We start from the raw sequence: 14,085 nt of genomic DNA, 5'->3' as shown, positions 1-14,085 counted from the left end.
TAGGCACAGCGCCCCCTCCTGTGCCTGTCCCCGGCAGGGTCACCCTTCTTCTTCCGCCAGTACCTGTTGCGCCGTCGCGAACGCCGAGTTGGCCGCCGGGACCCCGCAGTACACCGCCGTCTGCAAGAGCACCGCGCCGATCTCCTCCGGTGTCAGCCCGTTGCGCCGGGCCGCCCGCACATGCATGGCCAGCTCGGCGTAGTGGCCGTGGGCGACCAGCGCCGTGAGGGTGATCATGCTGCGTTCGCGCCGGGAGAGCGTGGGGTCGGTCCAGACCTCGCCCCACGCGTAGCGCGAGATGAAGTCCTGGAAGCGGGCCGTGAACGGGGTCTGCCGGGCCTGGGCGCCGTCGACGTGCGCGTCGCCGAGCACCTCGCGGCGTACCGCCATCCCGCGCCCGGCGCCCCCGTCGAGGTGGGAGCGGAGCGCGGTCACGACGGCCTCCGGGCACTGCGCGGGCGCCAGATGCGCGGCGCCCGGCAGCTCCACCAGCGTGGACGCGGCGACCGCGTCGGCGATCTCCCGCAGATGCGGCGGCGGGGTCGCCGCATCCTGACGGCCGGCGATCAGCAGGGTGCGGACGGCGATCTCACCGAGCCGGTCCCGCAGGTCGAAGGCGGCCAGCGCGTCGCAGCAGGCGGCGTACGCCTCCGGGTCGGCCGTCCGCTGGTCCTCGACCAGCCGCGGCACCGTGAACCCGGGCGTGAACCAGCGGGAGTCGGCGTTCTCCGCCAGCCACTCCACGCCCTCCCGGCGCACCCGCCAGGCCCGCTCCTCCCACGGCCCGGACCCGCCGAAGTGGGCCGAGGAACAGATCACCGCCAGGCTCTCCAGCCGGTCCGGGTGGTGGACGGCCAGGTGCAGCCCGACGGCACCGCCCAGCGACACCCCCGCGTACGCGAACCGTTCGATGCCGAGCGAGTCGGCCAGCGCGAGCACCAGGCCGGCGAGGTCACCGACGGTCGCCCCCGCCTTGATCGGGCCGGGCGCCGAACCGCCGTGGCCCGGCAGGTTCCAGCGCACCACCCGGTGCGCGGTCGACAGCTCGGGTGCCACGGCGTCCCACAGGGCGTACGAGGTGCCGAGCGACGGCCCGAGGAGCAGCGGGGGAGCCGAAGCGGGGCCCTCGACACGGTGGTTGAGGAGGTTCTCGGTCAACGTCGCTCCAGAGCGCGGTCGGTGAGCACACCGGCGGAGCCGGTGTAGCGGGCGGGGTCGGTCAGGTCGTCGAGGTCGAGGTCCTTCAGGTCGGGCTCCTCGGCGAGGAGTTCACGCAGCGTCCGGTGCTCGGTGTGGGTGCGGCCGGCCAGTTCGGTGAGCAGCTCCTTGGCGCGGGCCCGGCCCAGCACGGGGGCGAGTTCGGCGGCGAGCCGCTCCGAGACGATCAGCCCGTTGGTGCGGCCGAGGTTCCGGCGCATCGCCTCCGGGTGCACCCGCAGTCCCTGTGCCAGCTCCGCCGCGTCCCGCGCCGCGCCCCCGACGGTCCGCAGGAGATCCCGCACCGGCTCCCACTCGGCGTGCCAGGCACCGGCAGGCCGCTCGTCCTCCGCGGCCAGCGAGCCGTACAGGACGGCGGCGAGCTGCGGGGCCCGCCGGGCGGTCGCCGCGATCAGCGTGGCGCGCACGGGGTTGGCCTTGTGCGGCATCGCCGAGGAGCCGCCCCCGCTGCCCTCGGAGACCTCGCCGATCTCGGTGCGGGACAGGACCAGCACGTCCGCGGCGATCTTCCCCAGCGCCCCGGCCGTGAAGGCGAGGCACCCGGCGAGGTCGGCGATCGGCGTGCGCAGCGTGTGCCAGGGCAACAGCGGCGCGGCGAGGGCCAGTTCACGGGCGTACGCGGCCGGAAGGTCTTCGGGGTGTTCCGCGCCGTACGCCCCGAGGGCGGCCAGCGTGCCCGCCGCGCCGCCGAGTTGGGCGGGCAGCGACTCCCGGACCGGGGTCACGCGGTCCCGGGCGTCGAGGACCAGCGAGCGCCAGCCGGCCGCCTTCAGCCCGAACGTGGTCGGTACGGCGTGCTGGGTGAGGGTGCGGCCCGGCATCGGCGTGTCGCGGTGCTCGGCGGCGAGCAGGGCCAGGGCCAGGGCGGTGCGGCCGAGGTCGGCGAGCACGAGGTCCAGGGTGCGGGCGGCGACCAGCATCGTCGCCGTGTCCATGATGTCCTGGCTGGTCGCACCCCGGTGCACGAACGGCCCGTACTCCGTGCCGACCGCCTTCGTCAGATCGGCGACCAGCGGGATGACCGGGTTGCCGCCGCCGCGGGCGCGCTCCGCGAGGGCGCCGACGTCGTAGCGGGCGGGGTCGGCCGCCTCGGTCACGGCCGCCGCGGCCCCGGCCGGGGCCGTCCCCAGGGCGGCCTGGGCACGGGTGAGGGCCGCCTCCGCGTCGAGCAGCGCCCGCAGAAAGGCGCCGTCGCTCGTCACGGCCGCGGCGGCGGAACCGGACCACCCGGGACCGAGCAGCCCGGCGTCACCGCCGCCGTACTCCGCTGAACTCACTGGAACTCCAGGAAGACCGTCTCGCCCTCGCCCTGAAGGCGGATGTCGAAACGGTAGGTCCCCCGGCCCTCGTCCGTGGCGATCAGCGTGTCGCGTCGCTCGCCCACCCGGGTGAGCAGCGGGTCGGCGGCGAGCGCGGCGTCGTCGCCCGGCAGGTAGATCCGGGTGAACAGGTGCACCAGCAGTCCGCGCGCGAACACGCACACGCTGAGGTAGGGCGCGCTGCCGCCGCGGGCGCCGGGCCGCAGCGTCCGCGCGTACCAGTGGCCGTCGGTGTCCGTCTGGATCCGGCCCCAGCCGGTGAACTCCACGCCGTTGCGGCCGAGGTAGTCACCGGTCGCCGGGTCGCGGCGGATCGAACCGTCGGTCGTGGACAGGTTCCCGTCCGGGTCGGCTCCCCACAGCTCCACCAGCGCGTCGGGCAGCGGGTTGCCGGCGCCGTCGAAGACGTACCCGTGGACCGTGACCGTGTCCGGGTGCCCGAGGGGCGCGATGTCCTCGCCGCCGCGGAAGGGCAGCGCGTAGCCGTAGAACGGGCCGACCGTGTGCGACGGGGTGGGCAGCACGTGCTCCGGGCTGCTCGTGTCGATCTTCGTCATGGCGGGTCAGCGTCCTTCTTCGATCCAGGTGGCGGTCGGGCCGTCCAGCACGATGTCCCAGTGGTAGCCCATCGAGAACTCCGGCACGGACAGGCTGTGGTCGTAGGTCGCGACCAGGCGCCCGCGGGCCGAGTCGTCCGTCACCGACTGGATGATCGGGTCGTACGGGAACAGCGGGTCGCTCGGGAAGTACATCTGCGTCACCAGCCGCTGCGTGAACGCCGTACCGAACATCGAGAAGTGGATGTGGGCCGGGCGCCACGCGTTGAGGTGGTTGCGCCAGGGGTAGGGGCCGGGCTGGATCGTGGTGAAGTGGTAGCCGCCGTCGGCGTCGGTGATCGTACGGCCGACCCCCGTGAAGTTCGGGTCCAGGGGGGCGTCGTGCTGCTCCCGCTGGTGCGCGTAGCGGCCCGCCGAGTTGGCCTGCCAGATCTCGATCAACTGGCCCCGGACCGGCCGGCCGTCCCGGTCCAGCAGCCGCCCGGACACGGTGATCCGCTCCCCGACGGGCTCCCCGCTGTGCTGCCGGGTCAGGTCATTGTCTATCCCGGTGATGTCCCGCTCCCCGAACGCGGGCGAGTGCAGCTCCACCAGCTCCGGATCCCGGGCCGTGTCGATGGCCACCAGCGGCTGCTTCGGATGCCGCAGCACGGAGGACCGGTAGGGGGCGTATTCCCGCCGGGGGTGGTGCTCGACGGGGGCACCTTCCGCCACACGTTTCTCGTAGTCGGCGTGTTCGGCGGCGATTTCGAGGTCGATGTCGGCCTGGGTGAGTGTCATAAGAAGTCCTCGGTGTGAGCGCCCCGTAAGGGGCGCTGGGGGTCCCCCCGGCCGAAGGCTGGGGGAGGAACTGCGCGACCAGCCACAACGCACCGGCAGGTGCGCACGGCCTGTCTACCGCTCAAGAACAAGCGCGAGCCCTTGCCCGACGCCGATGCAAAGGGTGGCCACACCGACCCCGGAGCCGCGCCGGGCGAGCTGGTGCGCGACCGTCCCGGCCAGCCGCGCCCCCGACGCACCCAGCGGATGCCCCAACGCGATCGCCCCACCCTGCGGATTGAGAATCGCCGGATCGAACTCGGGCCACTCGGCGACACACCCCAGCACCTGCGCCGCGAACGCCTCGTTGAGTTCGAGGACGTCGAGGTCGCCGAAGGTCCTGCCCGCCTTGGCCAGCGCGCGGTTGACGGCTTCCACGGGCGCCAGCCCGAAGTAGTCGGGGTCCAGCGCGTGGCCCCCGGTCGCGGAGACCCGGGCCAGCGGCTCCCGCCCGAGCGACCGCAGCCCCTCCTCGTCGGTCAGCAGCAACGCCGCCGCACCGTCGTTCAGCGGCGACGCGTTCGCCGCGGTCACCGTGCCCCCCTCCGTACGGAAGGACGGCTTGAGCTTGGCCATGGCGGCCAGGGAGGCATCGGGCCGTACGCATTCGTCCGCGTCGAACACGACCGGCTCACCCTTGCGCTGCGGAATCGACACCGGCGCCGACTCGGCCTCGAACAGGCCCTGTTCCTGCGCGGCTGCCGCCTTCCGGTGGGAGGCGAGGGCGAACTCGTCCTGCTGTTCGCGGCTGATCTTGTGCTTGTCGGCGATACGTTCCGCCGACTCGCCCAGCGGGATGGTCCACTGCGGCGGCATCTTCGGGTTGACCATCCGCCAGCCGAGGGTCGTCGAGTACAGCTCGGCGTGTCCGGCGGGGAACGGCCGGTCGCTCTTGGGCAGCACGTACGGCGCCCGGGTCATCGACTCGACGCCACCGGCCACGGCGATGGAGGCGTCCCCGGCCGCGATGGCGCGGGCGGCCTGGATCACCGCTTCCAGCCCGGAGGCGCACAGGCGGTTGACCGTCACGCCCGGCACGGACGTCGGCAGGCCGGCGAGGAGGGCGGCCATCCGGCCGACGTTGCGGTTCTCCTCGCCCGCACCGTTGGCGTTGCCGAAGTAGACGTCCTCGATCCGGGCCGGGTCCAGAGCCGGGGTGCGGGCGAGGAGCTCGCGGATCGCGTGGGCGGCCAGGTCGTCCGGGCGCACGCCCGCCAGCCCGCCGTTGTAGCGGCCGATCGGCGTGCGGACCGCGTCGACGATGTACACCGTGTTCACAGCAGGCCCTCCGGGACAGTGAGCTTCGCGTCGGTCTTGGCGATGATCTCCTCGACGTCCCCCCCGGGTGCGGTCTCGACCAGCGCCAGGCCGTCCTCGGTCACGTCGAGCACGCCCAGGTCGGTGATGATCCGGTCCACGCACGCCTTGCCGGTCAGCGGCAGCGCGCACTCGGTCAGGATCTTCGCCGAGCCGTCCTTCGCGGTGTGCGTCATCACCACGATCACCCTGCGGGCGCCGTGCACGAGGTCCATCGCCCCGCCGATACCGGTCACCAGCTTCCCCGGGACGGCCCAGTTGGCCAGGTCCCCGCCCGCGGAGACCTGCATCGCGCCCAGCACGGCGACGTCGATGTGCCCGCCGCGGATCATCGAGAACGACAGCGCCGAGTCGAAGAAGGAGGCCCCGGGCAGGACCGTCACCGTCTCCTTCCCGGCGTTGATCAGGTCGGGGTCGACCTGGTCCTCGGTGGGGTAGGGGCCGGTCCCCAGGATGCCGTTCTCCGACTCCAGGATCACCTCCACCCCCTCGGGCAGGTGGTTCGGGATGAGCGTCGGCAGCCCGATCCCGAGGTTCACGTACTGCCCGTCCTCCAGCTCGCGCGCCGCCCGCGCGGCCATCTCCTGGCGCGTCCAGGCCATCAGCTGCTCACCGTCCGCTGCTCGATCTTCTTGTCCGCCGCCTGCTCGGGGGTGAGGGCCACCACCCGCTGCACGAAGATCCCCGGCAGGTGCACCGCGTCCGGGTCGATCTCCCCGGGCTCCACCAGCTCCTCCACCTCGGCGACCGTGACCTTCCCGGCCATCGCCGCCAGCGGGTTGAAGTTCCGCGTGGACTTGTTGAACACCAGGTTCCCGTGCCGGTCGCCCTTGGCCGCCCGCACCAGCGCGAAGTCGGTGCGGATGCCCCGCTCCAGGACGTACTCGGTGCCGTCGAACTCCCGCACCTCCTTCGGGGGCGACGCCAGGGCGACCCCGCCGGAGCCGTCGTAACGCCACGGCAGTCCGCCGTCCGCGACCTGCGTGCCCACCCCCGCCGGGGTGTAGAACGCCGGGATCCCGGCACCGCCCGCCCGCAGCCGCTCGGCCAGGGTGCCCTGCGGGATCAGCTCCAGCTCCAGCTCACCCGCCAGGTACTGGCGCGCGAACTCCTTGTTGCCGCCGATGTAGGAACCGGTCACCCGGGTGATCCGCCCGGCGGTGAGCAGCACGGCAAGACCCGTGTCCATCGCCCCGCAGTTGTTCGAGACCACCGCCAGGCCACCCACCCCCCGCCGGTACAACGCCTCGATCAGCACGCTCGGGACACCGCTCAGCCCGAACCCGCCCACCGCCAGCGACGCGCCCTCCGGCACATCGGCCACCGCCTCCGCGGCCGTGGCGACCACCTTGTCCATCCGTGCAGCCTCATCTCTCAGCGAATTAATCAGGGCACTGAGTATTTCAGCGAGATAGCTGCCACGCTGCCACTGGCGCCGCCACCCGTCAAGAGCTGGTGCGATGGCAGACGGGTGTAGAGACAGCTTCCGTGTCTGCCGCTATCGTTCAGTGCACCAACGAATTCGGACCATGGGAGTGCATATGGCCGCGGTGGATCTCACCACCCACCCCGGGCACCTGGCCCGGCGGCTCCAGCAGGCCCACTACCTGCTGTGGAACACGATGGTCTCGGAGGAGATCACCTCGCCGCAGTTCGCCGTACTGAACGCGCTCGTCGCCGAGCCGGGCCTGGACCAGCGGACCGTGGGGGAGCGGGTGGGCCTGGACCGGTCGACCATCGCCGAGGTGATCAGCCGGCTGGGCAGGCGCGGGCTCCTCGACAAGGTGCGCGACCCGCAGGACGGCCGCCGCTTCCTGCTGCGCCTCACCGACGACGGCCTGCGCACCCACCGCAAGCTCGGCGTGCGCACCGCCCGGATGAACCAGGTCTTCCTGGCCCCGCTCTCGGCCGCGGAGCAGACCCTGTTCTTCGACCTGATCCGCCGGGTCTCGGACGCGGCGGAGGACCTGCGCAACCCGGCCGAGCCGGCCGCGCCGCAGGGTCAGGCCTTCGCGAACACCACCCACACCTGACCGTCGGCGAGGTTCACCGGGCCGCCGTCCGCGCCCGTGAACGCCGTCCCCGCACCGGCCTCCGGGCGCGACCAGGTGGCCTCGAACGACCGCCCGTCCCGCAGCACCTCCGCCTTCCCCGAACCCACCGTCTCGGTGAACGGCGTGTTGTTGCCGAGTACGTCGTGGTACGCCGACGCCCGGACCCGCACGTGCTGCACCACGACCGTCGCCGGTGCCAGCCGGTCGCCGGCCGTCGTCCTCGCCGGGGTGCCGTCCATCGACACCAGCCAGCGGCTCCGGCTCGCGGACCAGGTGAAGGTGAAGCGGGCCGCCGGGTACCGCACCGTGCGGGAGGCGGTGGCCGTGCCGCCGGCCGGGGCCGGGCCGTAGCGGAAGCCGGTGGTGAGCGCCGCCCTGCCCGGGGCCCCGTCCGGCATCACCTCGGCCGGACGGAGGTACAGGTTGTGCGGGGCCGGCCGGCCGCTGCCCCGGTAGTAGGCGCCGGACGCCTCCGCGGGCGACTCCGGCCGCAGGGGCGCCCGGCCGATCAGCGGGAGCAGTCTCCGCTGGGCGCCGGAGAAGGCGAGGGTCGGCCGGTCGAACTGGCGCAGCAGCTCCAGGTCGGACTCGCGGGCGCTGCGGACCGGGCCGACGACCTCGGGGAGCCGGGTGGCGTACACCGCCATCAGCCGGCTGAGCCCGCCCTCCACCTGCTCCGCGTACACCACGTCCGCCGACTCCAGCCCGGTCTGGGGGCGGGCCCCGGCCACGTTGTCGATCTTCACGGCCAGCACGGATCCGGTGGCCTGCTCCCCGCTCGGGGCCGGGGTGCCCTCGCTCGGCGTCGGGGTGGCCCCTGGCGTGCGGCCGTCGTCCGTCGTGGCGTGCCGGGTGCAGCCCGTGAGGGAAGCCGTCGCCGCGACCGCCGCCAGTGCCGCCGTCAGTACGGTCCGGCGCGTCGGCGCCTCGTGTCGCATGTCCACCGCGGCCCCCCGGTTCGGCCCACCCCGTTCACGCTCTTGCTTGATTGTGTGCTCAACAAGTCATCGGGGGCCATACCCGGTCGAACCAGATCGGGGACGGTCAGGACCCCAGGATCTCCGTGAGGTCGTAGCGCACCGGCTCCTCCAGCTGGGCGTAGGTACAGCTCTCCGGCGCGCGGTCCGGGCGCCAGCGGCGGAACCGGGCCGTGTGCCGGAAGCGGGCCCCGTTCTCCATGTGGTCGTACGCCACCTCGGCCACCCGCTCCGGCCGCAACGGCACCCAGGACAGGTCCTTCTTGCCCGACCAGCGGCTCGGCGCGCCGGGCAGCCGGGCCGACTCGTGGGCCGCCTCCTCCGCCCACGCCGCCCACGGGTGCCCGGATGCGTCGTCCATGCGCAGCGGCTCCAGCTCCTCGACCAGCTCGGCCCGCCGCTTCATCGGGAACGCGGCCGACACGCCCACGTGCTGGAGGGCGCCCCGGTCGTCGTAGAGGCCCAGCAGCAGTGAGCCCACCACGGGGCCGCTCTTGTGGAAGCGGTAGCCGGCCACCACGACGTCGGCCGTCCGCTCGTGCTTGACCTTGAACATGGCCCGCTCGTCCTGGCGGTAGAGCAGGGTGAGCGGCTTGGCGACGACCCCGTCGAGGCCGGCCCCCTCGTACTGCTCGAACCACCGCCGGGCCACCTCGACATCGGTCGTGGCCGGCGCCAGGTGCACCGGCGGGGTCGCGTCGGCCAGGGCCCGGGTGAGCAGGGCACGCCGGTCGGTCAGCGGGACGTCGAGGAGCGACTCGTCGTGCAGCGCCAGCAGGTCGAAGGCGACGAAGGAGGCGGGGGTCCGCTCCGCCAGTGTGCGCACCCTGGAGTCCGCCGGATGGATCCGCTCGGTCAGCGCGTCGAAGTCCAGCCGGCCCTCCCGCGCGATCACGATCTCCCCGTCCAGCACGCACCGCTCGGGCACCCGCTCCCGCAGCGCCGCCACCAGCTCGGGGAAGTACCTGGTCAACGGCTTCCCCGTACGGCTGCCGAGCTCCACCTCGGCGCCGTCCCGGAACACGATGGCCCGGAAGCCGTCCCACTTCGCCTCGTACTGCATGTCCGGCGGGATCGCCGCCACCGACTTGGCGAGCATCGGCTTCACGGGTGGCATCACCGGCAGATCCATGCTCCAAGTTTACCGGCCGGCTTTCAGGGTCCACGGGATTCCGCTGAGTCCAATCTGTCCAGGTCAGCGGCCCGCGGTCCACTTCTTCGCACGGAGTGTGCGAGAGATCCGTGAGACGGCAGACGGCTCGGAGCCGGTCGTTCACACCGGCTCCGAGCCTTGATCCAGCCCTTCTGCGCAAGGAGTCGGACCCGCCGTGAACGCTACTGCGAACACCAGCTCCGAGCCCGCGCAAGAGCCGTTGCGCGACGTGCTCGTAGCCATCCTCGAAGCGATCCCGCTGGCGTCACCGGGGAGCGCAGGGCGTTGCCGCGGCAGGAGGTTCGACGCCGACCACCGAGGAACCCCGCGCCGGCGCGTCGGAGCGGAGCCAGTTGCTCACGCCCACGCCGACGCCTGTGCTCTCGCGCGCGCTGGCGTGCACGGCTCCCTGCAGGAGGGCCAGGACCTGGAGGAGCCCAGCACCGAAGGCTTGCCGAACGGGCTCTCCACCCTGCCGACTTCAACAGCTGGGCTGTCGGGGAGGCAGTGACACGACTGCGTGACATCGTCAGCGTCACCGCCACTGGTAAGAGTAGGAGGCCCTCGCGACCTGGGCGGGGATGGCACCTGCGTGCAGTACGTCGGCCTGACCCGCAATGCCTGCTGCTTTCGAAGCCCGGGCCGACCGCGTGCTCGACTTCCTCGTCCGCCCCGTCCCTGGATGCCGGAGGAAGTAATCAGCCTGCGGATCGGGCCTCACCTGTGTAGCCGGTCCTGGGCATTGCGCACATCGGGGACCCGCACGGGTGAAGTCTTCCTGATCTGGCCGCTCTAAAGGAGTGGAACGCCTGCCGGTAAGGGAGCCGGTGGCCTCAGCGTCCGGCTGATGCCGCGGGTCTCACCGAAAAAATCTTGATGCGGACAGGCAGCGCTTTTGGCCTCTCGTTCGACTCAGTGACGTGAACACTCTTCTGGGGCGCTGGACAGGCGGGGAGCCATGCTCAGAACCTGTGGATCGGCCCGGTGAGGACGTACCTTCCCGGGTGATTGATCGATAGGTCACCGAGCAAGACCGGTGTTCGCAGCACCGGCCGGGAAGGTACGTCCGTGCTCACCGTAGTCAGCGAGGACGGCGCCACGCACGACGGGTCGTCGCTGATCGACGAGATCGTTCGGGAAGGCGCAAGAAGGATGCTGGCCGCTGCGCTGGAGGCCGAAGTCAACGCCTACATAGCCGAGTTGGCCGACCAGCGCGACGAGAACGGTCGGCGGTTCGTGGTCCGTAACGGCTACCACCAGCCCAGGAAAGTCACCACCGCGGCCGGCGTGGTCGAGGTGAAGGTTCCGCGGGTGAACGATAAGCGCGTCGATGAGGCGACGGGCGAGCGCAAGCGGTTCTCCTCGGCGATCCTGCCGCCATGGTGCCGCAAGTCGCCGAAGATCAGCGAGGTGCTGCCACTGCTCTACCTGCACGGCCTGTCCTCCGGCGACTTCGCGCCCGCCCTGGAGCAGTTCCTGGGCAGTTCGGCCGGGCTGTCCCGGCCACGATCACGCGGCTGACGACGCAGTGGCAGGCCGACCACGCCGCGTTCATGGACCGCGACCTCGCGGGGGTCGACTACGTGTACGTGTGGGCCGACGGCATCCACCTCAACGTCCGTCTGGAGAAGGCCAAGGCGTGCGTCCTGGTGCTCATCGGGGTTCGCTCCGATGGTTCCAAGGAGCTGGTGGCGCTCAAGGACGGCTACCGCGAGTCCGGTGAGTCCTGGGCCGACCTGTTGCGCGACTGCGCCCGCCGGGGCATGCGCGCCCCCGTCCTCGCGGTCGGCGACGGCGCGCTGGGCTTCTGGAAGGCGCTGGCCGAGGTGTTTCCCGACACCCGCGAGCAAAGGTGCTGGGTTCACAAAACCGCAAATGTGCTCGACGCCATGCCGAAGTCCGCGCAGCCCGGCGCGAAGAAGGCGATCCAGGACATCTACAACGCCGAGGACCGCGACCACGCCATCAAGGCGGTCGAGATGTTCGCCCAGCTCTACGGCGCGAAGTTCCCCAAAGCGGTCAAGAAGATCACCGACGATCAGAAGGAGCTGCTGGCGTTCTTCGACTTTCCGGTCGAGCACTGGATCCACTTGCGGACCACGAATCCGATCGAGTCCACGTTCTCCACCGTCCGGCTGCGGACCAAGGTCACCCGCGGGGCCGGCTCCCGCACCGCCGCCCTGGCCATGGTCTTCAAGCTCGTCGAGTCCGCCCAGCAGCGGTGGCGGGCCGTGAACTCACCCCATCTCGTTGCCCTCATCCGTGCCGGAGCCCGCTTCGAACGCGGCCAGCTCGTCGAACGCCCAACCGCCGTGGCAGCATGACCGGCTTCAGGCAAGCGTCCAGGGAGGTATCCGCCTTGTCCGACCTCGACAGCCAGGTTCCCTACTGGGATGCCGCTGCGGCCACGAAGACGTTCACCCACCCGCTCCATCTCCCCTGGCTCGACGGGATCAGCAGGCACGCCGCGATCCTTGACTACGGATGTGGCTACGGCCGCATCATGAAGGAGCTCGAACAGCGCGGCTTCGGCAACCTCACGGGCGTCGATGCCTCACCGGGAATGATCAGCCGGGCACGCCACCTGCACCCCACCATGCGCTTTGCCGCCCTGGACGCGCCGCCCGCCGCACCCTGTCCAGACGCAGGTTTCGACGCCGTTCTGCTCTTCGCCGTGCTGACCTGCGTCCCCAGCGACGAAGCCCAGCACCGGTTGATCGCCGAGGCGAACCGCATCCTCAAGCCCGACGGAATCCTCTACGTCAGCGATCTTCTGCTGCAAGACGACGAACGCAACCGCAACCGTTACGGCCGCCATGCTGATCACTACGGCAGCTACGGCGTGTTCGAAACCGGCGACGGTGCGGTCTGTCGCCACCACCCTCGCGAGTGGTTCTCCACCCTGCTCACCGGGTTCCAGACCATCGACACCCGGACCATCACCGTGCCCACCATGAACGGTCACGAGTCAACCGGGATCCAGATCCTCGCCCGCAAGCCCGCATCGCCATGAACGCGGCTCAGATCCACAGGTCTTGACTATTACTCACAGGCGGGCTGTGGATGGCCCTATCTGGTGGCGGAATGGCAGCGGAGAGCAACCCTAATCGCCTTGGTGCGTAACGCGCCCGCCGGGATGGTGGTGGTGCAGGAACGAGGACGAGGGGGGCCCGGTGTGCGGGTGCACGTAGGGGAAGCCACAGACCACGAAGCAGGGCGGTGCCCAGCGGGCCGAGCCGCACGAGGTCGCCGATCCGTGGACCGGTGCCGCCCTCCGGCCGAGGGAGGCCTGGGCGCGGCCGATGGCGTCGTACTCGTACAGTCCGGAACGCAGCGTGCTGCGCGAGGTGATCCCCCAGTGCAGGACGCGGCCCAGGCCCAGTTCGCGGGCGACCAGGACCGCCTCCGGCCCGTGCGGGGTCTCGCGCAGCCCGAGCCGGCGCACCCGTACATCGCGGAACGCGAGGGGGGCAGGCGGTGTGCGGCAGAATGACGCCCACCGATGTGCCGTGGTACAGCCGTGACCGCAAGTGCCTTATGTCATGCGGTCTTTGGGCGTGCGAGGAGAGGAAGACGTGAGCGAGAACCAGAGTGCCGACGCCGCAGTGCAGCGACTTGACACGGGAACGGCGCACAACGCTCGCGTGTGGAACTACTGGCAGGGCGGCAAGGACAACTACCAGGTGGACCAGCAGGTGGGCGACCACGTTGCCGGAATGATTCCCGTCATCCGCGACATCGCGCGCGCCGACCGGGAGTTCCTCGGCCGCGCTGTGGGCTGTCTGGCAGAGGAGCACGGCATCCGTCAGTTCCTCGATATCGGCACCGGCCTGCCGGCCTTGGAGAACACCCACGAGATCGCCCAGCGGATAGCCCCCGAGTCGCGGATCGTGTACGTCGACAACGACCCCATCGTGCTCGCGCACGCCCGCGCCCTGCTGACCAGTGCTCCGGAAGGCGCCACCGACTACATCGACGCCGATGTGCACGACCCGGACACCATTTTGCGCATCGCCGGACGGACACTCGATTTGGCCAAGCCCACCGCGCTCATGCTGCTCGGTATCCTCAACTTCGTCCTCGACGGTGACGAGGCGCGGTCCATCGCACGCCGGCTCGTGGAGGCTCTGTCTCCCGGCAGCTTCCTCGTATTGACCCATCCCACCACGGAGCCCGAACTCGGCGGCGATCTCCAGCTTGAGGCGATGGCGTTCTGGAACGCCAACGCCACACCGCCGGTCACCGCCCGCAGCAGTGACGAGGTCGCCCGGTACTTCGGCGGGCTCACGTTCCTGGAGCCCGGGCTCGTGTCCTGCGCGCTGTGGCGGCCGGAGCCCGGCGAAGAGCCCACGGTCGTACCCCAGCTGGGAGCCGTGGCGCTGAAGCCGTGATCGTTCGCTGCACCTCGCTGCTCACACACACTCACCGCCAGGCCTGTTCCCGGCGGTGACCGCACTGCCTGTCACGACACCCTCCTCGGCCGCGTCCGCCAGGGCGGGGGAGCTCAGGTTGTCTGACCCAGCAGCCGGTCGCAGACCTCGTGGCCTGTCCTGGGGCCTTCGGCTGTCGTCCGAGGGAACCAGGGGGCGAGTTCGGCGAGATCTGCAAGGATGAAGGCCAGGCCGAGCAGGACGGCGACGAGCAGGGTGATCGTGGACACGGCGGGTTTGT

At 71.3% G+C, this 14,085-nt stretch carries 13 protein-coding genes and 2 pseudogenes; 4 read left to right on the top strand and 11 right to left on the bottom strand.

Going from position 1 to position 14,085, the window contains the following annotated elements; translation table 11 throughout:
* Nucleotides 1-39: 39 nt before the first annotated feature.
* The 7 genes from pcaD to AB0D74_RS03180 form a co-directional block, all read right to left on the bottom strand.
* Nucleotides 40-1,158, bottom strand: coding sequence for a 3-oxoadipate enol-lactonase (pcaD, locus tag AB0D74_RS03210; RefSeq protein ID WP_362579922.1), 1,119 nt, complete (start codon nt 1,156-1,158; stop codon nt 40-42).
* Nucleotides 1,155-2,495 carry a 3-carboxy-cis,cis-muconate cycloisomerase gene (gene pcaB / locus AB0D74_RS03205; protein WP_362579919.1) on the bottom strand — a complete coding sequence of 447 codons (1,341 nt, stop codon included), beginning with the start codon at nt 2,493-2,495 and terminating at the stop codon, nt 1,155-1,157. The genes pcaD and pcaB overlap by 4 nt, the downstream gene beginning before the upstream one ends.
* Nucleotides 2,492-3,094, bottom strand: coding sequence for a protocatechuate 3,4-dioxygenase subunit alpha (gene pcaG, locus AB0D74_RS03200; RefSeq protein WP_362579916.1), 603 nt, complete (start codon nt 3,092-3,094; stop codon nt 2,492-2,494). Before pcaG ends, pcaB begins: the two co-directional genes overlap by 4 nt.
* A gap of 6 nt (nt 3,095-3,100) precedes the next feature.
* A complete protein-coding gene (gene pcaH, locus AB0D74_RS03195; protein ID WP_362579914.1) occupies nt 3,101-3,874 on the bottom strand; it encodes a protocatechuate 3,4-dioxygenase subunit beta in 774 nt (257 codons plus the stop codon).
* A gap of 114 nt (nt 3,875-3,988) precedes the next feature.
* Nucleotides 3,989-5,191, bottom strand: a complete 1,203-nt coding sequence (locus AB0D74_RS03190; protein ID WP_362579911.1) for a thiolase family protein — start codon at nt 5,189-5,191, stop codon at nt 3,989-3,991.
* Nucleotides 5,188-5,832, bottom strand: a complete 645-nt coding sequence (locus AB0D74_RS03185) for a CoA transferase subunit B (protein WP_362579908.1) — start codon at nt 5,830-5,832, stop codon at nt 5,188-5,190. Before AB0D74_RS03185 ends, AB0D74_RS03190 begins: the two co-directional genes overlap by 4 nt.
* Nucleotides 5,832-6,587: a CoA transferase subunit A gene (locus AB0D74_RS03180; protein ID WP_362579905.1), complete on the bottom strand. Its 756-nt coding sequence runs from the start codon at nt 6,585-6,587 to the stop codon at nt 5,832-5,834. Before AB0D74_RS03180 ends, AB0D74_RS03185 begins: the two co-directional genes overlap by 1 nt.
* A 184-nt stretch (nt 6,588-6,771) precedes the next feature.
* On the opposite strand from AB0D74_RS03180, the gene AB0D74_RS03175 reads away from it, so the two are divergent.
* Entirely contained in the window at nt 6,772-7,263 is a 492-nt protein-coding gene (locus AB0D74_RS03175) for a MarR family transcriptional regulator (RefSeq protein ID WP_362579902.1), read from the top strand.
* Here the strand turns inward: AB0D74_RS03175 and AB0D74_RS03170 are convergent.
* Both AB0D74_RS03170 and AB0D74_RS03165 read right to left on the bottom strand, forming a co-directional pair.
* Entirely contained in the window at nt 7,233-8,222 is a 990-nt protein-coding gene (locus AB0D74_RS03170; RefSeq protein ID WP_362580170.1) for a DUF3048 domain-containing protein, read from the bottom strand. The two genes, AB0D74_RS03175 and AB0D74_RS03170, sit on opposite strands and share 31 nt — an antisense overlap.
* A gap of 106 nt (nt 8,223-8,328) precedes the next feature.
* Entirely contained in the window at nt 8,329-9,393 is a 1,065-nt protein-coding gene (locus tag AB0D74_RS03165) for an ATP-dependent DNA ligase (protein WP_362579899.1), read from the bottom strand.
* A gap of 1,089 nt (nt 9,394-10,482) precedes the next feature.
* On the opposite strand from AB0D74_RS03165, the pseudogene AB0D74_RS03160 reads away from it, so the two are divergent.
* Nucleotides 10,483-11,738, top strand: a pseudogene (locus AB0D74_RS03160) (IS256 family transposase).
* Between the two features lie 35 nt (nt 11,739-11,773).
* Nucleotides 11,774-12,427, top strand: a complete 654-nt coding sequence (locus AB0D74_RS03155) for a class I SAM-dependent methyltransferase (protein ID WP_362579896.1) — start codon at nt 11,774-11,776, stop codon at nt 12,425-12,427.
* Between the two features lie 196 nt (nt 12,428-12,623).
* On the opposite strand, the pseudogene AB0D74_RS03150 reads toward AB0D74_RS03155, so the two are convergent.
* Nucleotides 12,624-12,811: pseudogene (locus AB0D74_RS03150) on the bottom strand (MoxR family ATPase); the annotation flags it as partial.
* A 178-nt stretch (nt 12,812-12,989) separates the two neighbouring features.
* Between AB0D74_RS03150 and AB0D74_RS03145 the strand changes: the two are divergent.
* Nucleotides 12,990-13,805 carry an SAM-dependent methyltransferase gene (locus AB0D74_RS03145; protein WP_362579893.1) on the top strand — a complete coding sequence of 272 codons (816 nt, stop codon included), beginning with the start codon at nt 12,990-12,992 and terminating at the stop codon, nt 13,803-13,805.
* A gap of 113 nt (nt 13,806-13,918) precedes the next feature.
* Here the strand turns inward: AB0D74_RS03145 and AB0D74_RS03140 are convergent, their stop codons facing one another.
* Nucleotides 13,919-14,074, bottom strand: a complete 156-nt coding sequence (locus AB0D74_RS03140; protein WP_362579890.1) for a hypothetical protein — start codon at nt 14,072-14,074, stop codon at nt 13,919-13,921.
* Nucleotides 14,075-14,085 lie beyond the last annotated feature (11 nt).

The organism is Streptomyces sp. NPDC048278 (genome assembly GCF_040652195.1).
Taxonomy (GTDB): domain Bacteria; phylum Actinomycetota; class Actinomycetes; order Streptomycetales; family Streptomycetaceae; genus Streptomyces.
The sequence above is the reverse complement of the archived record's forward strand: the minus strand, read 5'-3'. Positions and strand labels throughout refer to the sequence as shown.